Consider the following 20,491-nt stretch of genomic DNA (forward strand, 5'->3'; position numbering starts at 1 on the left):
TGACGGAAGCAAAGAATTCACCCCGCCGCCGTCACACAATTCACCCACAGCACCACAGCCTTCGCATCCTGCGCTGGATTGGAAAACCGGTGCGGCCTTCGGCTCGCGAACCGAAAGCTGTCGCCTGTCTTCAGCGACCATATCTCGCTGTCGACCGTCAGCATCATCTCGCCTTCGAGCACCAGGCCGGCCTCCTCGCCGTCATGGGTGTAGAGTTCGTCGCCCGTGGAGCCGCCGGGCTCCAGATGCACCAGGAACAGATTGAGCTTGTTGTCGGCGCTCGCGGGGCTGAGCAATTGTTTTGAGACGCCGGTACGCCAGAGTTTGAGCTCAGGCCGTTGCGATCCGCGCGTGACGATCTGATCGGATGCGCCGTCGGCGCTCGGGCTTGCGCCGAACAACGCAGCGATGCCGACGCCGAGCACGTCGGCGAGCGTGGCCAGCACGCGTAGCGACGGCGACGACAGGCCGCGCTCGATCTGGCTGAGGAAGCCGATCGACAGATCCGTGCGCGCGGCAACCGCCTCGAGCGAGAATTGCCTGACGCGCCGGAGATCGCGGATGCGGCGGCCGACCGCGACGTCCATGGCAGGCTCCGTCGGCTTCGGGGTCACCTTCTTGCCGCTGCGGGCCTTCCTGGCCGGCTTTGCGGCGGCCGGTTTGCGCATTCTTTTGCCACCGCTCACGTCAAACCGCTTCCTTCATGTGCATGAAAACCGCTTGCGTCATTCGCGAAAGTGTGACCAAATTTTCATATTGGTGAAAATAGGCCGAAACGGCTCGGCCCGCAACGTCTGCGATGACGACATTTGCGGGCGCCGCATCGGCCAGACCCAAAGGGGAATGCGATGAAGCGTTTTGTCCAGGCCGCGGTTGGGGCATTCGCACTGGCCGCAATCGTGCCGGCTTCGGCGCAGCAGGTGCTGAAGGTCGGCTCGACGCCGACCGGCATTCCCTTCACCTTCCTCGACACCAAGACAAACACCATCCAGGGCATCATGGTCGATCTCGTCACGGAGATCGGCAAGGACGCAGGCCTCAGCGTGCAGATCGAGCCGATGTCGTTCTCGGCGCTGATCCCGTCGCTGACCTCCAGCAAGATCGACATCATCGCGGCCGCGATGTTCATCACCGCGCCGCGCAAGGAGGTCGTCGATTTCTCCGATCCGATCTACACCTATGGCGAAGGTCTGGTCGTGCCGAAGACCGACACCAAGACTTATGCCACGCAGGACGATCTGAAGGGCGAGACGGTCGGCGCACAGGTCGGCACCGCCTTCGTCGATGCGTTGAAGAAGTCCGGCCTGTTCGCCGACGTCAAGGCCTACGACACCATCCCCGATATCCTGCGCGACGTGAACACCGGCCGCCTCAAGGCCGGCTACGCCGATTATCCGATCCTGGCCTATAATCTTAAGCAGGGCGGCTTCCCTGAGGTGCGGCTCGTCGACGGCTACAAGCCCGTCACCGTCGGCTCAGTCGGCATCGGCGTGCGCAAGGGCGAGAGTGCGCTGCTCGGCAAGATCAACGCGTCGCTAGCGAAGCTGAAAGCCAACGGCACCATCGACAAGATCCTCGAAAAATGGGGCCAGAAGGCACAGGGCTGATAGAGGCTCATTGAAGGCTGCCCGATGAAAGGCTTCTGGCACGACGCCGCCGAGTTCTTCCCGATCCTGATGAGCGGCGTCGCGCTGACGATCATCGTCACCATCGGCTCGCTGCTGCTCTCGACGGTGCTCGGCCTGATCTGGGCGATGATGCGGGTCTCCGGCATCAAGGTGCTGTCGATGCTCAGCGCCAGCCTGATCAACGTGATCCGCGGCATCCCGATCATCGTGCTGCTGTTCTACCTCTATTTCGTGATGCCCGATCTCGGCGTCACGCTCAGCGCTTTGCAGGCCGCGATCCTCGGGCTCGGCATCGCCTATTCGGCCTATCAGGCCGAAAACTTCCGCGCCGGCATCGAGGCGATCGACAAAGGCCAGATCGAAGCGGCGCAGTCGATCGGCATGGGCTGGTGGCTCACCATGCGCCGCGTGGTGCTGCCGCAGGCCGTGCGCATCGTGCTGCCGCCCTACGGCAACGTCATGATCATGATGCTGAAGGATTCCTCGCAGGCGTCTACCATCACGGTCGCCGAGCTTGCCCTTCAGGGCAAGCTGATCGCGTCCTCGACGTTCAAGAACACCAACGTGTTCACGATGGTGGCGCTGATGTACCTCACCATGAGCATCCCGCTGATCCTGCTGGTCCGCCACTTCGAGAAGCGGGCGGGCAAGAAATGATCGAGCTCAACGACGTTCACAAGAGCTTTGGCGAGAACGAGGTGCTCAAGGGCATCACCGCGAACGTCGAAAAGGGCGAGGTGGTCTGCATCATCGGCCCCTCAGGTTCGGGCAAGTCGACGATCCTCCGTTGTATCAACGGGCTTGAAAGCTACGACCGCGGCGAGATCAGCGTCGAGGGCCTGAAGGTCGACCGCGATGCATCCTCCATCGTGAAAGTCCGCACCCAGGTCTCGATGGTGTTCCAGCGCTTCAACCTGTTCCCGCATCGCACGGTGCTGGAGAACGTCGTCGAGGGACCGCTCTTCGTGAAGAAGGAGCCGCGTGCCCAGGTGCTCGAGCGCGGCCGCGCGCTGCTTGCCCAGGTGGGCCTCGCTGAAAAAGCCGACGCGCATCCGCCGCAGCTCTCCGGCGGCCAGCAGCAGCGCGTCGCGATTGCGCGTGCGCTCGCCATGCAGCCCAAGGCCATCCTGTTCGACGAGCCGACCTCGGCGCTCGATCCCGAGCTCGTCGGCGACGTGCTCGGCGTGATGCGCAAGCTCGCTGACGACGGCATGACCATGGTCGTCGTCACCCACGAGATGGGCTTTGCCCGCGACGTTGCCGATCGCGTGCTGTTCATCGATGGCGGAATCATCGTCGAGCAGGGGCCGGCCAAGGCTTTGCTCAACCAACCCCAGCATCCGCGCACCCAGGACTTTTTGCGCCGCGTGCTGCATCCGCTCTGACCGGACTCTTATAATGACGCGCCTGCCCCTGCCGCCCTCGCTCTATGCCGACACCGCCGTTGCGCCGGTGGCCACACCGCCGCTCGACACCGACAAGACCGTCTCCGTCGCGATCGTCGGCGGTGGCTATACCGGCCTCTCCACGGCGCTGCATCTGGCGGAGCGGGGGGTCGAGGCGCTGGTGCTGGAAGCGCAGGAGCCGGGCTGGGGCGCGTCGGGCAACAATGGCGGCCACACCAATCCGGGCCTGAAGCACGATCCCGATCAGATCGAGGCCGATTTCGGCGCCGAACTCGGCCGCCGTATGATCGAGTTCTCCTACGGCACGACGAATTTCACCCACGATCTGATCCGCCGCTACCAGATCCCCTGCGAGGCGCGGCAGAACGGCACGCTGCGCGCGGCCTATAACGAGGCCAGCGCCGCCGCGATCGAAAAGACCGCGCAGCAATGCATCCGCCGCGGTATGCCGGTGTCGTATCTGAACCGCGAGCAGTTGCGCGAGATGACTGGCACCGATCGCTACATCGGCGCTATGCTGGATACCCGCGGCGGCGACGTGCATCCGCTCAGCTACGCCCGCGGCCTCGCGCGCGCCGCGATCTCCGCCGGCGCGAAAGTTCATGGCGAGACGCCGGCGCTGTCGCTCCGGCGCGACGGCAGCCGCTGGCGCATCGAGACGCCGCGCGCGGTCGTGCATGCCGACAAGGTGTTGCTCGCCACCAATGGTTTCACTGACGATCTCTGGCCAGCGCTTCGCCGCACCATCGTCCCGGTATTCTCCTCGATCGCCGCCACCGCGCCGCTCTCCGACGAGGTCGCGCGCGCGACCATGCCGACGCGTCCGGTCCTCTACGAAAGCGGCCACATCACCGTCTATTACCGCATCGATCAGAACAACCGGCTGCTGATGGGCGGTCGCGGCCCAATGCGCTGGATCAACTCACCGAACGACGTCGCCTATCTCATTCGCTACGCCGAACGGCTGTGGCCGCAGCTCGAGGGCGTCGCCTGGACCCATGGCTGGAACAGCCGGCTCGCCATCACCAAGGACCATTATCCGCACGTGCACGAGCCCGCGGAGAGCGTCCTGATCTCGCTCGGCTGCAACGGCCGCGGCGTCGCGCTCTCGACAGCGATGGGCGCGCAGCTCGCACGCCGGCTGATCGGCGGCGCCAAGGCCGAGATCGACATGCCCGTCACTGGCATCAATCCGATCCCGATGCACGCGTTCTGGCCGGTCGGGGTGACGACTGCCGTGATCACCGGCCGTGTCCGCGACCGGCTGGGGATCTAGCCCTCCGCGACCGCGTCGGCCCAGGGCTGGAAGATCTCGACCGCGCCGGAGTTGATGTCGCCGTCGCGCATTACCACGCTCGGGCAGGCGAACTTCATCGGCAGGGTCTGCACCGGCGCTTCCTTGTAGTCGAAGCGTGCGGCAAGCGCCTTGCGTGCGTCCGTCGGCAGCCGCGTGTCGCCGAGCACGATCGCGCCTTCACTGCAATCGATGCGGGGCTGATGGATGGCGGCATCGAGGTCCATGTCGAAATCCATCGCAAAGGACACGAGTTGCATCACCGAAGGCAGGATGCGGCGGCCGCCGGAGGCACCGACCGCGAGGCGCTTGCCATCCCTGGTCTCGGCGATAACAGGCGTGTAGTTGGTCAGGCAGCGCTTGCCGGGCGCGAGCGAGTTGGTGGTGCCCGGGGTCGGATCGAACCACATGATGCCGTTGTTCATGGGAATGCCGGTGTGCGGCGTCACATATTTCGAGCCAAAGGACGAGAGCAGCGTCTGCGTCACCGCTGCGATATTGCCGTCCCGGTCGACCACGGAGAAATGCGTGGTGCAGGCCGGCGCCAGATATTCGGCGCCGAGCGAGCGCTTGCCGTCGGCATCGCCCATGTCCTTGAGCCGCTCGCGATAGGCCGCTTGCAGGGCAACGGCATATTCGGCATAGGCGGCCGCATCCGGCGTGCCTGCCGGCTTCAGGTTCTGCTGCAACAGGCGCAGCGCGTGCGCCATGGTCGGCCCGGCGGTGAGCTCGGGCGTGGCATATACCTTGCCGCCGCGATAGGGGATCGCCAGCGGCTCGCGCAGATGGCTGCGGAACGCGGCGAGATCCTCGACCGACAGCGAGCCGCCATCGGCCCTGATGTCGGACGCGATGCTCTTGGCGAGATCGCCCTGATAGAAATCGCGCGGCCCGGCCGCGGCGAGGTGCAAAAGCGTCGCCTTCAGATTGTGCTGCGGCAGCCGGATCTCGGCCTCGATGCTCCAGGGCGGGCTCGGAGGCAGGCCGTCCTTCAAAAACATTGCCGCGCTCGCGGGATAGCGCCGAAGATCTGCCGCCGAGCCCGCGATCGTCAGCTCGGTCCACCAGTCGACCAGCAGGCCTTCGCCGGCGATCTTCGCGGCCGGCTCGACCAGGTCCTTCCACGGCATCCTCGCGTGTCGGCGATGCGCCTCCTCCATGCCGGCGACGACACCTGGCACGGCGATCGCGCCGGGACCGTGAACGTTGCGGTCGTCCTTGACACGCGGCCACGGAAACAGGTCGGAGGCGGTGCGGTCTCCGGTGATGGGATAATCGGAAGCGCGGATGCTCTGCGGCGCGCACATGCCGTAGTCGATCACCTCGTAGCGATTTTCCTTGGCGCGGTAGAGCACCATCGCGCCGCCGCCGCCGATGCCGCTGTTCCAGGGCTCCAGAACGTTCAGTGCAAAGGTGGTCGCCACGATCGCGTCGACGCAATCGCCGCCCGCTGCCAGCACCTGCGCTCCCACCTCGGCCGCCCGCCGCGATTGTGAGGCGACAATGCCGCCCTTGGATGTGACGGCGGGTTTGCGGACGGTTTGGTTGAGGCTGAACTGATGAGGCATGATGTCGTCTTGAACTCTGTCTGGCTTCGTTGCGCTGACGTCAAAGCTCCGCAATTGGCGGAGCGCGCGAAGAATGGCACATTGCCGGCAACGTGGACATCGAAAGGGAGACGCGGCATGGCAGGTGTGAAACAGGCGCGGGATGGCGCCGTCGGGATTTTGACGCTCGACGAGCCGGCAAGCCTCAACGCAATGACGCCGGACCTGCTCGGCGCGCTCGCTGCCGCCGTCGCCGAGATGAGTGCGGATGAGGATGTCCGTGCGCTGGTCCTCACCGGCGCGGGGCGTGGTTTTTGCTCAGGACAGAATTTGAAGGCAGCCGGAGCGTTGGGCGAGGACCTCGCAGCCGGCGTGATGCGCTTCTACTGGCCGGCCTTCAAGGCGTTGCGCGAATGCCGCGTGCCTGTCGTCGTTGCCGTCAACGGTGTCGCGGCCGGCGGCGGTTTCAGCCTCGCGATGGCCGGTGACATCATTGTTGCGGCGCGGTCGGCGAGCTTCATCCAGGTGTTCAGCCGCATCGCGCTGGTGCCTGACCTCGGCTCGACCTGGCTGCTGCCGCGGCTGGTCGGCCGGCAGCGTGCGCTCGAGCTGATGCTGTTGAACGAGCCGCTCACGGCCGAGCGTGCCCAGGAGATCGGCCTGGTGCGGCAGGTGGTCGACGATGAGCGGCTGATGGAGGAGGCGTTGACCTTGGCGCGCCGTCTCGCCGATGGCCCGACCCGCGCCCTGGTCGCGACCCGTGCGCTGATCGAGGAGAGCGAGCATGCGAGCTACGGGGCGCAGTTCCGCCGCGAGATCGAGCTTCAAGCCACGATCCGCACAAGCGCCGATGCGATCGAAGGCCGCAAGGCCTTCGTCGAGAAGCGCAAGGCGAAATTTACGGGGAAGTAGGGGAGAAGGAGCGGGCTACGCTCACAGCCCGCGGTTCAGCCGGCTGGCCTGATATTTGGCGTGCCATTTCGGGCCAGGGCCGCGCATGTAGTGGAGCTCGGGACGGTAGGGGTTGCCTGCAATCCGCACCAGCTTCTGCCATTTGGTGGCGACGAAGGTGAAGGGCTGGCGGAACAGGGTCAAGGAAGCGAACAGCATGGCATCACCTCAATGCGGCTTGCCGAGCATGGCGGTGAAGGGGAGATCGAAGATCTCCTCGCCGTCATCGTCACTGATATGGATCACCCAATCGCGCCAATCCTCGGCGCCGGGCGTCTCGATCATCGAGCGCATGATCTGGGCGGCGCGGTCGCGCGCTTCGGTCAGGTTGGCGACTGCCGTGCCGTAGTGATCGATCAGCGTGCCTTCGGCATTCGAGCAGTGGAAATACATCTGAACCATACGCGCCTCCTCTGGAAAGCGATTTGGACGGCATATCGATACCATCCGAAAGATGGGAAAAATATTCGGGCCGAGCCCGGTAAGGGAATCTACGGAGATTGGTCGGCACCACGCACCTTGCGGGTTTGATCACAGGCGGGTGATGTTCAACTGGACGGCGCCTGGCGAGCATGGAACAACCTTCGGCCGAAAGCTGGGGAGACCGCTGTGAATCAGCTCACATTTCAGGTTGGATGCCGAAGCTTGTGCGTAGGTGTCGTTGCCTTCGCGGCGCTCCTGCTCGGCTTTGGCTCACTGGCCGCGTCCGATCCCGTGAGGAAAAGCGGCTACGCGGTACGAACGGAGAGCTGCGGCAGCGGCGATCTCGCCTTTCCCAAGGTCCAGATCGACATGAAGGCCGGCTTTTGCGCGGGCCTCGTCGCCAGCGAAGAGGATCATCTGAAATTTCCGCGGTCGATCATCCAAGTGCCCGGGCACGACCTGTTCGTGGTCGCCGACATGGGAGGCTGGGGCCATACCGATGGACGCCTGCTGCTGCTCGACCCCCACGCCGCCAGCGGCCAGCGGTTCAAGGAGCTGCTGACTGGGGTCGAATATCCGTTCGGACTCGTGATCGGTCCGGACAAGAAGCTCTACGCTTCGACCGCCGAGACCATCTTCCGCTTCGATCCGCTCGCGGACAATCCGCGCGGCACGGTCGAGACCATCATTCGTCACATGCCGGGCCGCCGCATCACGCTGCCGGACGGGACGAAGCTCGACGAGAGCGCGCATCCGCTCAAACAGTTCGTCTTCGACAGGAACGGCCGGCTGTTCGTCAATGTCGGCGCCCACAGCGACGATTGCGTCACGCCGGCGCCGATCACAAAGCCTTGCGCGGCGGCCGAGGGCGCCTCGGCCATGGCCGCGATCTGGCTATTCACGCCGCCGTCAGGCGGGATCTTTCCGGCCTTGAAGCCGAACGATCCCGATCCGCCGCACACGGTTTTCGCGCGGGGTTTGCGTAACTCGATGGCATTGGCACTGCACCCGAATTTTCCCGATGCCGGCTACGCCTTCCTGCAAGCCGAGAACGGCCGCGATCTGCCCGATATCTTCAAGCCGAACGAGGAGATCAACGCGATCGAGCAGGGCAGGCATTACGGCTGGCCCTATTGTTTTGACCTGTCGACGCCGAGTCCCGAGTTCAAGCTCGTGCTGCAATCCGGAATCTATAAATCGCTTTGCACGGCGAATGCGCTTTACAAGCAGCCGTTCTCGCTGCTGCCGCCCCACGGTGCGCCGCTCGCGATGCTGTATTATCACGGCGCCAAATTTCCGGAGCTCGAAGGCAAGCTGCTGGTCGGCCTGCACGGTTATCGCCCGACCGGCAGCCGCGTCGTCATCTACGAAGTCGACGACCACGGTTTCCCAAAACCCGCGCCGGCGCCAGTCCGCTACCACGTCAGTTGTGCAGCCGATCCGACCCACAATTTTCAGACCGACGCCGGAGATGTCGCCGCCGCGCAGTTCGAGGAGCTGATCGCCGGCTGGCACCGCGTCAACGGTGCGCGGCCGCAAGGCGCGCCGGTCGGCATGACGGTCGCAGAGGACGGTGCTATCTGGCTGGTCGAGGACAAGAACCAGACGATCATCCGCATCGATCGGGCCGCCGGCGATCCACCGCCGCCGCTGCCGTGCGACACGCGCAGCCAGGCGCTGATCGACCAGCTTGCCGCCTTCGTCGCCAAGGATGCGCAAAACAAGATCCGGCTCACCACGCTGCGCAAAAACCTCGTCGAAAAGCACTGCGTCGGCTGTCACTCCGATTTCGGTATCAAGGCGGGGCAGTCGGATGCCGACAAGGACGCGACCGTGCTCCGTTTCATGCTGTCGCAGGATGGCTGGATCTATCCAGGCGATCCGCAGTCCGGCAAGCTGCGCACGCGGCTGCGCGGCATTGACGCGGAGAAGCTGATGCCGCCGGGCGGCGAGAGCCTGCCGAAGACCGAGCCCGGTTATGCGGCTCTGCTCACGACTGCGGATCTGCTCGTCGCCAGGATGGTTCCGGGAACGCGGATGCGCATCAAGCTCGGCCTGCCGCAGCGCAAGTTCTATGGCAAGGCGAACAAGGAATGCGGCGAAATACCGGTCGCCAAGGTCGTTGTCGTGACACAAAGGAACGCTGTAGACAAACCGGGCTTCAGCCGCTTCTTCCGGCCGGCCGATCCATATTTGAATGGCGAGTGCAGCGACGACGATGGCTATTTCATCCGGCAGGAATTTTTGGTGCCTGTGCAGTAGCATCCTGCTCGTCGTCGCGACGCCGCTGGCGGCAGCCGAAACAAAACTGTTCGAAAGCGTGCAGATTACGCCCGCCAGCGAATACACCTTCGGCATCGAAGGGCCCGCCGCCGATCTCGACGGCAACCTCTTCGTCGTCAATTTCGGCAAGCCCGGCACCATCGGCCGATTGCCCGCAGGCGGTACGGCGTCGGAGGCCTTCACGGCGCTTCCCGAGGGCAGCGTCGGCAACGCCATCCGCTTCGATCGCAACGGCACGATGTTCATCGCCGACTACAAGAAGCACAACATTTTTGCGATCCCCAAGGGTAGCTCCGAGCCCGGTGTCTGGTTTCACTCCGACGAGATGAACCAGCCCAACGACATCACCATCGCCCGCGACGGCACGATCTATGCGAGCGATCCGAACTGGAAGGGCCGGGAAGGCCACATCTGGCGCATTGCGAAAGCCGCCGATGGTACGGTGCAGGGTCAGATCATGTCGGCGCCACGCGCGATGGGCACCACCAACGGCATCGATCTCAGCCCCGACGGCAACACGCTCTATGTCGGTGAGTCCAACAATGGCCAGGTCTGGTCCTACGCGATCCACGGCAATGAGCTCACCGACGCAAAGCTCGTCAAGGCATTCCAGCCCGACACCATCGACGGCCTGCGCACCGATATCAGCGGCCGTCTCTACGTCGCGCGTATACTCAAGGGGACGATCGCGCTGATGAAGCCCAATGGCGCGGTCGAGCGCGAGATCGCGCTGAAGGGCAAAGAGCCAACCAATCTCGCTTTCGGCGGCAGCGACGGCAAGACTGTCTTCGTTACCCAGCGTCAGGGTGGCTTTATCGAATCCTTTCGCACCGACCAGCAGGGCCGCGAGCACTGTCTCCAGCGCGGACGCTGCTAGGTTCGTCAAAGGCGCTCTGCTCTTGACGCGGGGCCGCGGCGCGAAGGCGGCATTCTTCTTGCTTGCATCTGGCCACCGCAGGCATTTAGACATCTGTGGCATCGTCAAGAAGCGACCACGGAGTGTTGAGTGAAAGCCGTCCATACCGAACTGCACCGCAGCCACGATCCGCAATTCTTCCTGGTCCGCGGCGTGGTCAAGCGTACCACCGAGCAGCCTGAGCGCGCAGACCGCCTGCTCAAGGGCGTGAAGGACGGCAAGCATCAACTGGTCGAGCCGACGACATTCGGCCAGGGCCCCCGCGCACGCATCCACAGCCCGGAATATCTGTCGTTCCTGAGCGAAGCCTGGGACGCCTGGACGGCGCTCGGCGATTCCGGTCCGGAGATGATCGGCAACATCCATCCCGTGCGCCATGCCGCAAGTTATCCGACGCATATCGTCGGCAAGCTCGGCTGGCACACTGCCGATACCGCCGCGCCGATCGGCCCAGGCACCTGGGCCGCGGCCTGCGCGGCGACAGATGTTGCGGTCACGGCCGCGCAGATGGTGATGGACGGTGAAGATGCGACCTACGCGCTCTGCCGTCCGCCCGGTCATCACGCCTATCGCGACATGGCCGGCGGCTTCTGCTTCCTCAACAACAGCGCGATTGCCGCGGCACATCTGCGGCTCAAGCACGAGCGCGTCGTGGTGCTCGATGTCGATGTCCACCACGGCAACGGCACGCAGGGCATCTTCTACGCGCGGCCGGACGTTTACACGATCTCGATCCACGCCGACCCGGTCGCGTATTATCCCTATGTATGGGGCTATGCGCATGAGCGCGGCGAGGGCCCCGGCCTCGGCACCAATCTCAACATTCCACTGGCGATCGGCACGGGCGATGACGGCTACATCCAGGCGATGGATGTCGCGCGCAAGGCGATCGAATCCTTCGCGCCCGGCGCGCTCGTGATCGCACTCGGCCTCGATGCCTCCGAGCACGATCCGTTGAAGGGCCTCGCCGTCACCACGCCCGGCTTCCGCCGCATCGGCCAGGCCATCGCGAAGATGCGTCTGCCGACCGTGTTCGTGCAGGAGGGCGGCTATCTCTCGGATATTTTGGGTGCGAACCTGACTTCGGTGCTGGCAGGGTTCGAAGAGGCGCGGTGAGGCGCCGTCATTCTCCGTCATTGCGAGCGAAGCGAAGCAATCCAGAATCTTTCCGCGGAGGGACTCTGGATTGCTTCGCTGCGCTCGCAATGACGACCGGATGACAAGGTCCGCGTCTTCGGTGGCTAGAACATCCCGCTCGCCTTGAGCGCCTTGCAGACGTGCTGCATCTCGGTCTCGTCCGCGACCATGTCGAGCATGATCGTGGTCAGGCCCTTCGCGGTAAATTCCTTCAGCTTCGCGCCGATCTCGGCATAGCTGCCGACGAGATAGGGGCAATCGGCCTGGAAGGTCAGGTACGGCAGCAGCCAATAGCCGTTGTCCTGGAGCTCGCCGCTCTGGCCTTCGTACAGCCGTCGCTTCCAGACGGAATCTGAATTCTCGACCGTCAGCGCGAGCAGCTCGCGGTCATCAGGGTTGTCGCGGAAGCGAACCTTCGCCGCCTGCCGCGCCTCCTCGCTGCTCTCGCGCGCGAAGATGCCAAAATTCATTCCGGGCGCGTTGAGGCCGCGATCGAGATCGGGCGGCAGCATCTGCATCTTGATGCAGCCGGTCTCCTCTGCGATGCGCTGCGCCGCCTCCGACTGGCCTGCGATCAAAAATTCCGGCATCAGCTCGGCCGGCAGGCGCGGCCGCAGTTGCAGATTGCTGGTGCGATAGAATTGGCCTTCGACATTCACTGGTCGTGAACTCGAAAGCAATTGGCGCACGATCGCGACGAACTCGCCAAGGCGGACGTAGCGGTCGGCATGCGATTTGTCGTCGCCCAGCCCCTGCAAGTCGCTGATCGCGGTCCCCGCGATCATGTTGAGATAGATCTTGCGGCCGTAGAGCTGCGCAAAGGACGACACGAATTTTGCCGCCGTGAACGGGTGCATGTAGACCGGATTGACCGCAATCAGCGGCGAGCTTCGCGTCGTCGCCGCCAGGATGTGCTGAGCCATCGCCCAGGGCTCGACGAACACGTCATTGCCTTCGAACAGCAGGATGCCTTCGAAGCCGTTGCGGTCGGCGAACTCCGCAACCCGCATCAGCTCGCCGACATATTTTTTGGGATCGCGGTTGCGCGAGATCGCGGGAAAGACGCGCAGCCGCGCCGGACTCATTCCGCCGCTTCCTGGAGCGGCCAGGCGTTGCGGGTGATGCGAAGTCCGCCGGCCGCGCGGGAGCCGTCGGCGATCGCGAGGCGATGCGAGGGCGAGGGCGAGCACAGCGAGAATCGCCAGCCTGCGGGATCGTCGGAGATATCGGGCTTGAAGCTGATCTCGATCGCCTCCCGCGACACCTGCATCGCGAATGCGTCGAGCGGCAAATTGAGCCCGAAACCTCTGGCTTTCAGATAGGCCTCCTTCAGCGTCCAATAGTCGAAGAAGCGCTCGATCGCGGCCGGCTCCGGCAATGTGCGGAGCGTTTCGACCTCTTCCGGCGCGAAGAAGCGAAGCGCGGTGGAGAGCGGCGCGACGCGCCGCGACACCGTTTCGACGTCGACGCCGACGGTCTCGTGCTTCGACACGACGCATGCGACGCAGCCGTCGGCATGGGACAGGCTGAAATGCAGTGCCGTCGAAGTCGAGGGCAACGCGACAAAGGGTCGCCCGTAGCGGCCGGTCGAAAACGACCAATCGGTCGGTTCGACCTCGGGGGCCGCGTGCGAGAGCGCCATGCGCAACATCGCGTGCGCGAAGATATATTGCCGCTGATGCCGCTCGAACATGAAGCGGTCTGCGCGGATTCGTTCGTCGACCGAGAGCAGACGCCGGCACGCCTCGACCGCGCCCGGCGTGTCAATGCTCTCGATCAGTCCGACAAACAGTTCAATTTCGTCGTTTGCCATCAATTGGGCCCATAGCGTCAGGCGGAGGCCAAATCCGACCCTGACCGAAGAATCAACCGAGCAGGAAGCAACCGAGCAGGCCGCTTCTAGCGGCCCACCCAGGCAAATTCTTGTCGATTGCTGGCCGGTTTACAGGCGCAAGCTTGTGCGAGACCCCAACTCGACAGGCGAGCGGCCTAAATTTGGAAATGAAATTGAAGATTCGTGCGGCGTCCCGGCCGACGAGTCTTACTTTTTCTTCTTGGCCTTTTTGCCGCCCAGCATCGAAAGGCTGGCGTCGACGTCCTTCAGAGCGGCCTGAAGCTTCTTCTTCTCGTCGGAGAGAAGCTTTTGCAGGGCCTTGCGGTCCTTGTCGCTCAGCGAGGTACCCTTGGTAAATTTGATGAAACCCATAATGACACTCCCCCGGTTGAAAATAATCGTCCAAATCAAAACACGAGAATAATCTTGCGCGGCAAGCGCCAAAGAATCAAGATGCAACTTGATCATTCACAGCTTTGGCGAGCGAACTCCTGTTCGCCCGGCTTGTACAGCGGGTCATGCCGCCCGGCGGGCGAGCAGCCGATCGAGCGGCGTATTCGGCTGCGTCATGGCGGCTCCCAGCAGCGCAACCAGATCCTCCATCCACGCGCCGACCACGGCTCCGTCGAACAGCTCGCCCTTGTAATTGCACGAACCTGTGATTCCGGTCGGGCGCTCCTTGAGCATCAGCGACAGCCAGGTCTGGTCGACCGGCAGCACCGGCTGGCCCTCGCGCGCGACGTTTCCGATCGATCGCAGCGCGACATTGGGCAGGTCAAGCGGCTGGCGCAGCGGATTTTGCAGAGTGAAATAGACTTGGAGCAGCGAAGCCGGATCGATGCCTTCCTGCTCCAGATGGTCGGCCAGGATGTTGAACGGCAGCTCCTGCCGGGCATGCGCCTCGAGCACGCTTTGGCGCACGCGGCCCAAGGCCTGCGTGAACGACAGATCCGGCGTGATTCGGCTGCGGACGATCACGGTGTTTTCGAACGGACCCACGATCCCCTCGGTGTCCGGCTGGGCGCGATTGGCCATGGCGGTCGCGACCGAGATGTCCGTGCGTCCGGTCCGCGCCAGCAGCAGAGCCTTGAGGCCGGTGAGCAGGCACATGAACAGCGTGGCGTTGTGCTGTCGCGCATAGGCCGTGAGCCGGGCGACCAGGTCGCGCTCCAGGCCGAGCGGATGATGGCCGGTCGAAGCGCCCGGCCGCGCTTCGCCGTCAAACAGGGGAGCTGAACCGCGCAAAGTCTCGGTCCAGTCGGCGGCCTGGCGGCGGGCCGCCTCGGTGCCGCACCACCAGCGCTGCCAGCGTGCGACGTCGGAGAACGCGAGCGGCATCTTTGGCAGGGGCGCCGACGGATGGCCCGCCAGCGCGGCGTAGCGGGCGGACAATTCCTCGAACAGGACGCCGATCGACCAGCCATCGGCGATGGCATGATGCAATGTCAGCAGCAGGATGTGATCCTCGGCGTGCAGCCGCAGCAGCCGAGCCCGTAGCAGCGGCGCCCGCGCGGCATCGACCGGGGTATAGGTCTCCTGCGCGATCAGGAGCTCGATCTTCCTGCGCTCGAGCACCTTGCGGCGCTTGTTGTTGTGGGGCCGCCCGTCGCCGATGGTCTCGACGGTCAGGACCGGACCGAGCGCGGCGGGCGCGATGATGCGGCTGACCGGCTCCTCGCCATTCCAGCCGAACGCCGTCCGCAGCGATTCGTGGCGGCGCACAATGTCATCGATGGCCTGCGCCAGCATGCGCGGATCAATCGGGCCTTCGAGGTGGAAAGCGAAGGGCAGGTTGAACAGCGGCAGATCGGGCAGGTTCTGCTCGATCCGCATCATCTGGTCCTGCGCGATCGACAGTGTGGGCGGTCCGCTGTCGGCCAGACGTGGCACGCCGGCCGCGGGCTTTTGCAGTTTCGCGGCCACGGCCTCGTCGACCCGCCGGGCGAGCTCTTCGATCGTCGGCGCCTCGAAGATGGTCTTGATCGGCAGCGACACCCCGAGCGCACGGGCCACGCGCGCCATCGCCTGGCCGGCGAGCAGCGAATGGCCGCCGAGGTCGAAGAAATTGTCGGTGACGCCGAGGCTCTCGACCTTCAGCAGATCGATCCAGATGTCGGACAGCACCTTTTCGGTGAAGCGGCGGGCCGGCACGGCGGCCTCCGTCCCGGCGGTCTCCTGTTGCGCGGGCGCCAGCAGCGCGGAGCGATCGAGCTTGCCATGAGCATTGAGCGGGACCTGATCCAGGAACAGGAAGGCCGACGGGATCGCATGAACAGGCAGCCGGCTCTTGAGGAAGTCGCGCAATTCGCTGGCGCTGATCTGGCTATCGGCCCCGGCAATGACATGGGCGATCAGCCTGACATCGCCATTGGCGTCGCGGCGCGGTTCGACGATGCCGGCGCGCACGCTTGCGTGGTCGCCAAGCGCAGCCTCGATCTCCTTGAGCTCGATGCGATAGCCGCGGACCTTGACCTGAAGGTCGGCGCGGCCGAGGCATTCGATCGTCCCGTCGGCGCGGCGGCGGGCGAGGTCGCCGGTGCGGTACAGCCGCGCGCCTTGCCGGTGTACGAACGGATCGGGGATGAAGCGCTGCCGGCTCTGGGCGGGATCGTTGACATAGCCGCGGCCGACGCCGGCGCCGCCGATGCAGAGCTCGCCGACCACGCCGGTCGGCTGCGGCTCCAGATTGGGATCGAGCACATGGAGCTGGGTGTTGGGTAGCGGCGCTCCGATCGGGACATTGGTCGTCGCCGTGTCCGGCGCTCTGGTCAGCCGGTGCAGGGAGACGTCGTCAGAACATTCCGAGGCGCCATACGCGTTGATCAGCGGCACCTTCGGACAGCGGGCAAACCAGGCGCGGCAGAGCTCGACCGGCAGCGGCTCGCCGGTCGAGATCAGCAGCCGCAACTTCGCAAAGGCGCGCAGTATCGGCGCTTCGTCGAGACGTTCGAGGATGACCCGGAGCAGCGAGGGGACGATCTCGAGCACGGTGCTGCCCTCGCGGTCGATCTCCCGCGCCAGCAGCATAGGGTCCTGCACGACCGAATTGCCGCAGACATGGACGCGTGCGCCGACCATGGGACCGGCGAGGAACTGCCAGACCGAGATCACGAAGCTCTGCGGAGCGGTCTGCGCGATCACGTCCCTGGCCGTGAGGCCGAGCTCGGCGATCAGCGACGCTAGATGGTTCGACAGCCCGCGCTGCTCGATCATGACGCCCTTCGGCGCGCCGGAAGAGCCGGACGTATAGATGAGATAGGCAAGGCTCGCGCTTGCGCGCCGCGCCGCGCGGGCCGGCTTGGTCGAGTCCAGCGCGATTGCGTCCTCGATCTCGGCGACCTGGATGCGCGCGACCAGCGGCTCGAGCAGCGCGTCGACCATGGCGGACTGCGCGCGCCCTGTCAGCAGCACGGTTGCGCAGCTGGATCCGAGGATGGTTGCGAGCCTTGCCGGTGGCTGCTCGGGATCGAGGTTCAGGAAGGCCGCGCCCACGCGCTGAACCGCAATCATTGCGGCGAGCAGGTCGGGCCCACGCTCCGCTAACAAGGCGACGACGCTCTCGGCGCCAACGCCTTCGCGCGTGAGCCAGCGCGCGATCGCCTGGCTGCGGCGTGCCAGTTCGCGATAGCTCAGGGACAGACGACCGTCTGAGATCGCCACGGCGTTCGGCGTCTTCTTCGCCTGCCGCTCGAAGCGTTCGCAGAGATTGCCGCGCGTGGTGAAATTGGCCGGCCGGCCTTTCGTCGGCAGCAGCCGGCGTTCGGCGTCGGTGAGCAGCGGCAGGCGCGAGATGCGCTGCTCGGGATTGGCGATGGCGGCCTTGAGCAGGGTCTTGAACTGACCCACCATGCCCTCGATCGTACCTGCGTCGAACAGATCGGTCGCGTATTCGAAGAAGCCGCTGAAGCGGCCCTCGGCCTCGACCAGCTCGAGCGTAATGTCGAAGCGCGCGACTTCTGGGTCGATCTCCAGCCGGCGCGTCGACAGGCCGGGGAAGTGCGCGGCCTCGATCGATGCGTTCTGGAGGATGAACATGATCCGGAACAGCGGATTGCCGTCGCTCCTTCGCGCGATTTGCAACGCGCGCAGGACTTCCTCGATCGGAAGGTCCTGGTTGCGATAGGCATCGAGCGTGACCTGGCGCACCCGCCGCAGCAGCTCGCCAAAGGTCGGATCACCACCGAAATCGTTGCGCAGGATCAGCGTATTGGCAAACAGCCCGATCAGCCGCTCGCTCTCGATCTGGTTGCGGTTCGCGATCAGCGAGCCCGTCGCGACATCCTCATGCCCGGTATGGCGGAACAGCAGGCACTGGAACACCGCGAGCAGCGCCATGAACGGTGTCACGCCCTGGTCCTGGCTCAGCGCGCGCATGTCGGCCGAAAGGGTCTTTGAGAATTCGAAATAGTGACGGGCGCCGTGTCCGCTCCAGACTTCCGGCCGTGGCCGGTCGGTCCGCAGCGGTAGTGTGGTGACGCCGTCGAGCTGTGTTCGCCAATAATCGAGCTGCTCCCTTGCCGCCGGCGTTTGCGCCCAGCTCTGCTGCCAGCGTGCAAAATCGCGGTACTGGAAGCCGGGCGAAGGCAGCGCCGTCACGCTTCCCTTGCGCGCGGCGGAATATTCCGCGGCGAGCGTCTCCCAGAACAGCCGCTGTGACCAGCCATCGGTGACGAGGTGATGGACGTTGACCACCAGCGCATGGCTGGATTTGTCGAACGAGAGCAGCGTGACCTTCAGCGGCGGCTCGCGGGCGAGATCAAACGGATATTGCGCCAGCTTGAGCGCCTCGCGCCTGACGACCGCAGCCCGTCGGTGCGGAGGGCAGGGTCTTAGCTTGATCCGTTCGAACTGCGGTGGCGCCTGAAGCACACGCTGCACGGGCTCGCCCTCGCGTTCGACGAAGACCGAGCGCAGCGCCTCGTGGCGCGCGCAGATCGAAGCCAAGCTCGCCTGTAGCGCAGCGATATCGACCTGCCCCTTGAGCAGCGCGACTTCGACCACGTTATAATTGTAGCGCGTCGGATCGAGCCGCGAGAGCACATACATCCGCTGCTGCTGGAACGACAGCGGCGCGTCCCCTTCGGAAGCCTCCGGGCGCCATGCCGGCAGCGTCGGATCGCGATGCGCCGTGGTCTCGAGCCGGGCCGCGAGAGCGCCGACCGTGGCGCAATCAAAGATGTCCTCGAACGAGAAATCGACGTTGAAACGCTCGCGCAGGCGCGAGCGCATCTGCGTGACCGCGAGCGAGTCCGCGCCGAGCGCAAAGACGTCCTGATCGACGCCTATTCTCGGAAGCTCCAGAAGGTTGGCCCAAATCTCCGCGAGCTGGGTCTCCAGATCGTTGCGCGGCAGCTGCGTCTCGTCGTCATCATGAGCCGCTGAAATCAGGTCAGCCAGCGCGTTGCGCCTGACCTTGCCGCTGGCACCTTTCGGCAGCGCCGTCACGTTGCGGATCAGGCTTGGCACCTTGTAGGCGGCCAGACGTTTGCGTGCGAACTGGCGCAGCTGATCTGAGGTCGCCTCGGAATTTTCCCGCAGCGCCACGACGGCGGCGACGTTCTCGCCGAGTTTTGCATGGGGAATGGCAAAGACGCCGGCTTCCAGCACCGCGGGGTGGGCCAGCAGCACCTCTTCCACCTCCAGCGGCGACACCTTCTGGCCGCCACGGTTGATGACGTCCTTGATGCGGCCGACGATGAACAGATAGCCGTCGGCATCGAGATAGCCGAGATCGCCGGTCCGGAACCAGCCGTCGCGAAATGCGGCCTGCGTCGCAGCCTCGTCATTATAATAGCCGCGGCTCATGTTCGGCCCGCGCAGCATGATCTCGCCACGCTCGCCGCTTGCAAGCACGCGGCCGGTCTCGTCCATGATGGCGATCTCAGGACCAGCGGCACGGCCGACCGATCCGATCTTGCGCAGGTCGAACGGATTGGCGGCAATCTGCGAGGCCGCTTCCGTCATGCCGTAGGTTTCCAGCACGGGCACGCCGAACATCGTCTCCAGTCCGTTCAGGATCGCGGGCGCAAGCGAGGACGAGGCCGAGCGGATCACGCGCAGCGATGACGCGCGGACGCGTTCCGGGTTGGCTTCCGCGGCTGTCAGCAGCGCGCGATGAATGGTCGGCACCGCCGTGTACCAGGTCGGCTGCAGATCCCGCATCCAGCCGAAGAAGGACGGTGCGTCGAAACCGCCGGTCACGATCACGCTGGAGCCGGCGGCCAGTGCCGTGAGCAGTCCGGAGATCAAGCCATGGGCGTGAAACAGCGGCAGGGCATTCAGCAGGCGATCCTGCGACGTGAGCGACAGCACGCGGCCGGCATTTTGCGCGGAGAGGCACACATTGCGATGCGTCAGCGGCACCATTTTCGGTCGCGCCGCCGTGCCCGACGTCAACAGGATGAACGCGTCGTCCTCGGCGCGGGCAGCGCCGTTCGTACAGGCCGGACCAATTGTCGGGCCCACGAACTCGCAGCCGCCAAGGTCCGTCTCCGGTCCGGGCACGAAGTCGATCACCGCGATATCGAGCGTCCTGGCGACGTCACGACTTGGTGAGTTCATGTCGGCCCGGGTGACGAGCGCCGTCAGCTTCAATTCGCTGAAATAGCGTTGCAGTTCATCCGCCGTCAGGTCCGGGTTGACGGGGACGCAGGCACAGCTTGATGCGACCGCGATGAGAGCCAGTGCGCTGTCGGCACCGCGCGGCAGTGCAACAGCTATGCGGTCGGCAGGTGCAATGCCGAGCCCGCGCAGCGTTTGGATGAGATGCGCGATCCCAGCGCCGAGCGCGCCGTAAGTCAGCGGCGGCCGCCCGGGGGCGAGCAGGGCGGGCGCCGCCGGCATCGTTCGCGCGTGGAAGGCGAGAAGACCGCCGATATCGGCAAACGTCTTGGTTTCGGCGCCCGCGCCTGCCGATCCCTCTCCCGCCTCGGATGCAATCTCCGACAACGCCATTCCCTTTTGATCTGATTGGGCTATTCTTCCCAAGAGTTAGGGAACGCGTCCAGTCTGAGGTGAAGTTTTGGCCCCAAAATCTGTGGTTGAGGGACCTTAAGCCTTTCGGCGGGGGGAG

At 64.8% G+C, this 20,491-nt stretch carries 16 protein-coding genes; 8 read left to right on the forward strand and 8 right to left on the reverse strand.

What is annotated here, in order from left to right; genetic code table 11:
* Positions 1-17 precede the first annotated feature (17 nt).
* Positions 18-668, reverse strand: coding sequence for a helix-turn-helix domain-containing protein (locus tag V1280_RS37425; protein ID WP_334535626.1), 651 nt, complete (start codon positions 666-668; stop codon positions 18-20).
* Positions 669-848: 180 nt separating this feature from the next.
* Here V1280_RS37425 and V1280_RS37430 point away from each other — a divergent pair, with 180 nt between their 5' ends.
* Genes V1280_RS37430 through V1280_RS37445 form a run of 4 tightly spaced genes read left to right on the forward strand, consistent with a single transcriptional unit; the run spans position 849 to position 4,310 of the window.
* Entirely contained in the window at positions 849-1,607 is a 759-nt protein-coding gene (locus V1280_RS37430) for an ABC transporter substrate-binding protein (protein WP_334535627.1), read from the forward strand.
* A 24-nt stretch (positions 1,608-1,631) separates the two neighbouring features.
* On the forward strand, positions 1,632-2,285 hold the full coding sequence (locus V1280_RS37435; protein ID WP_234685746.1) for an amino acid ABC transporter permease: 654 nt from the start codon (positions 1,632-1,634) through the stop codon (positions 2,283-2,285).
* Positions 2,282-3,013, forward strand: coding sequence for an amino acid ABC transporter ATP-binding protein (locus tag V1280_RS37440; RefSeq protein WP_334535628.1), 732 nt, complete (start codon positions 2,282-2,284; stop codon positions 3,011-3,013). The genes V1280_RS37435 and V1280_RS37440 overlap by 4 nt, the downstream gene beginning before the upstream one ends.
* A gap of 13 nt (positions 3,014-3,026) precedes the next feature.
* Positions 3,027-4,310, forward strand: coding sequence for an NAD(P)/FAD-dependent oxidoreductase (locus V1280_RS37445; RefSeq protein ID WP_442895186.1), 1,284 nt, complete (start codon positions 3,027-3,029; stop codon positions 4,308-4,310).
* Here V1280_RS37445 and V1280_RS37450 read toward each other — a convergent pair.
* A complete protein-coding gene (locus V1280_RS37450) occupies positions 4,307-5,896 on the reverse strand; it encodes a gamma-glutamyltransferase family protein (RefSeq protein ID WP_334535629.1) in 1,590 nt (529 codons plus the stop codon). The two genes, V1280_RS37445 and V1280_RS37450, sit on opposite strands and share 4 nt — an antisense overlap.
* A gap of 117 nt (positions 5,897-6,013) precedes the next feature.
* On the opposite strand from V1280_RS37450, the gene V1280_RS37455 reads away from it, so the two are divergent.
* Positions 6,014-6,787 (forward strand): enoyl-CoA hydratase-related protein, encoded by a 774-nt coding sequence (locus V1280_RS37455; RefSeq protein ID WP_334535630.1) that lies wholly within the window; start codon positions 6,014-6,016, stop codon positions 6,785-6,787.
* A 21-nt stretch (positions 6,788-6,808) separates the two neighbouring features.
* Here V1280_RS37455 and V1280_RS37460 read toward each other — a convergent pair whose 3' ends face one another.
* Both V1280_RS37460 and V1280_RS37465 read right to left on the reverse strand, forming a co-directional pair.
* Positions 6,809-6,985 (reverse strand): hypothetical protein, encoded by a 177-nt coding sequence (locus tag V1280_RS37460; RefSeq protein ID WP_334535631.1) that lies wholly within the window; start codon positions 6,983-6,985, stop codon positions 6,809-6,811.
* A gap of 9 nt (positions 6,986-6,994) precedes the next feature.
* Positions 6,995-7,228, reverse strand: coding sequence for a DUF6894 family protein (locus V1280_RS37465; RefSeq protein WP_334535632.1), 234 nt, complete (start codon positions 7,226-7,228; stop codon positions 6,995-6,997).
* Between the two features lie 243 nt (positions 7,229-7,471).
* Between V1280_RS37465 and V1280_RS37470 the strand changes: the two genes are divergently transcribed.
* The 3 genes from V1280_RS37470 to V1280_RS37480 all read left to right on the forward strand — a co-directional run bounded on the left by V1280_RS37470 (position 7,472) and on the right by V1280_RS37480 (position 11,564).
* Entirely contained in the window at positions 7,472-9,511 is a 2,040-nt protein-coding gene (locus tag V1280_RS37470) for a PQQ-dependent sugar dehydrogenase (protein WP_334535633.1), read from the forward strand.
* Positions 9,468-10,409, forward strand: coding sequence for an SMP-30/gluconolactonase/LRE family protein (locus tag V1280_RS37475; protein ID WP_334535634.1), 942 nt, complete (start codon positions 9,468-9,470; stop codon positions 10,407-10,409). The genes V1280_RS37470 and V1280_RS37475 overlap by 44 nt, the downstream gene beginning before the upstream one ends.
* 129 nt (positions 10,410-10,538) lie before the next feature.
* Positions 10,539-11,564 (forward strand): histone deacetylase family protein, encoded by a 1,026-nt coding sequence (locus V1280_RS37480; protein ID WP_334535635.1) that lies wholly within the window; start codon positions 10,539-10,541, stop codon positions 11,562-11,564.
* A 125-nt stretch (positions 11,565-11,689) separates the two neighbouring features.
* On the opposite strand, the gene V1280_RS37485 is transcribed toward V1280_RS37480, so the two are convergent.
* The 4 genes from V1280_RS37485 to V1280_RS37500 all read right to left on the reverse strand — a co-directional run bounded on the left by V1280_RS37485 (position 11,690) and on the right by V1280_RS37500 (position 20,373).
* Positions 11,690-12,670: an LLM class flavin-dependent oxidoreductase gene (locus V1280_RS37485; RefSeq protein WP_334535636.1), complete on the reverse strand. Its 981-nt coding sequence runs from the start codon at positions 12,668-12,670 to the stop codon at positions 11,690-11,692.
* The gene (locus tag V1280_RS37490) at positions 12,667-13,398 is read right to left on the reverse strand and encodes a 4'-phosphopantetheinyl transferase family protein (RefSeq protein ID WP_334535637.1); all 732 of its coding nucleotides are present in this window, start codon (positions 13,396-13,398) and stop codon (positions 12,667-12,669) included. The genes V1280_RS37485 and V1280_RS37490 overlap by 4 nt, the downstream gene beginning before the upstream one ends.
* A gap of 228 nt (positions 13,399-13,626) precedes the next feature.
* On the reverse strand, positions 13,627-13,887 hold the full coding sequence (locus tag V1280_RS37495) for a hypothetical protein (RefSeq protein WP_334538663.1): 261 nt from the start codon (positions 13,885-13,887) through the stop codon (positions 13,627-13,629).
* A 48-nt stretch (positions 13,888-13,935) separates the two neighbouring features.
* Entirely contained in the window at positions 13,936-20,373 is a 6,438-nt protein-coding gene (locus tag V1280_RS37500) for an amino acid adenylation domain-containing protein (RefSeq protein WP_334535638.1), read from the reverse strand.
* Positions 20,374-20,491 lie beyond the last annotated feature (118 nt).

It is taken from the genome of Bradyrhizobium sp. AZCC 2230, from assembly GCF_036924495.1.
Taxonomy (GTDB): Bacteria; Pseudomonadota; Alphaproteobacteria; order Rhizobiales; family Xanthobacteraceae; genus Bradyrhizobium; species Bradyrhizobium rifense.

Coding starts and splice junctions, on each gene's coding strand:
- V1280_RS37490 (WP_334535637.1), bottom strand. CDS start 13,398: ATGGCAAACGACGAAATTGAACTGTTTGTCGGACTGATCGAGAGCATT.
- V1280_RS37500 (WP_334535638.1), bottom strand. CDS start 20,373: ATGGCGTTGTCGGAGATTGCATCCGAGGCGGGAGAGGGATCGGCAGGC.
- V1280_RS37475 (WP_334535634.1), top strand. CDS start 9,468: ATGGCTATTTCATCCGGCAGGAATTTTTGGTGCCTGTGCAGTAGCATC.
- V1280_RS37450 (WP_334535629.1), bottom strand. CDS start 5,896: ATGCCTCATCAGTTCAGCCTCAACCAAACCGTCCGCAAACCCGCCGTC.
- V1280_RS37425 (WP_334535626.1), bottom strand. CDS start 668: ATGCGCAAACCGGCCGCCGCAAAGCCGGCCAGGAAGGCCCGCAGCGGC.
- V1280_RS37430 (WP_334535627.1), top strand. CDS start 849: ATGAAGCGTTTTGTCCAGGCCGCGGTTGGGGCATTCGCACTGGCCGCA.
- V1280_RS37455 (WP_334535630.1), top strand. CDS start 6,014: ATGGCAGGTGTGAAACAGGCGCGGGATGGCGCCGTCGGGATTTTGACG.
- V1280_RS37460 (WP_334535631.1), bottom strand. CDS start 6,985: ATGCTGTTCGCTTCCTTGACCCTGTTCCGCCAGCCCTTCACCTTCGTC.
- V1280_RS37465 (WP_334535632.1), bottom strand. CDS start 7,228: ATGGTTCAGATGTATTTCCACTGCTCGAATGCCGAAGGCACGCTGATC.
- V1280_RS37495 (WP_334538663.1), bottom strand. CDS start 13,887: ATGATCAAGTTGCATCTTGATTCTTTGGCGCTTGCCGCGCAAGATTAT.
- V1280_RS37435 (WP_234685746.1), top strand. CDS start 1,632: ATGAAAGGCTTCTGGCACGACGCCGCCGAGTTCTTCCCGATCCTGATG.
- V1280_RS37445 (WP_442895186.1), top strand. CDS start 3,027: ATGACGCGCCTGCCCCTGCCGCCCTCGCTCTATGCCGACACCGCCGTT.
- V1280_RS37440 (WP_334535628.1), top strand. CDS start 2,282: ATGATCGAGCTCAACGACGTTCACAAGAGCTTTGGCGAGAACGAGGTG.
- V1280_RS37485 (WP_334535636.1), bottom strand. CDS start 12,670: ATGAGTCCGGCGCGGCTGCGCGTCTTTCCCGCGATCTCGCGCAACCGC.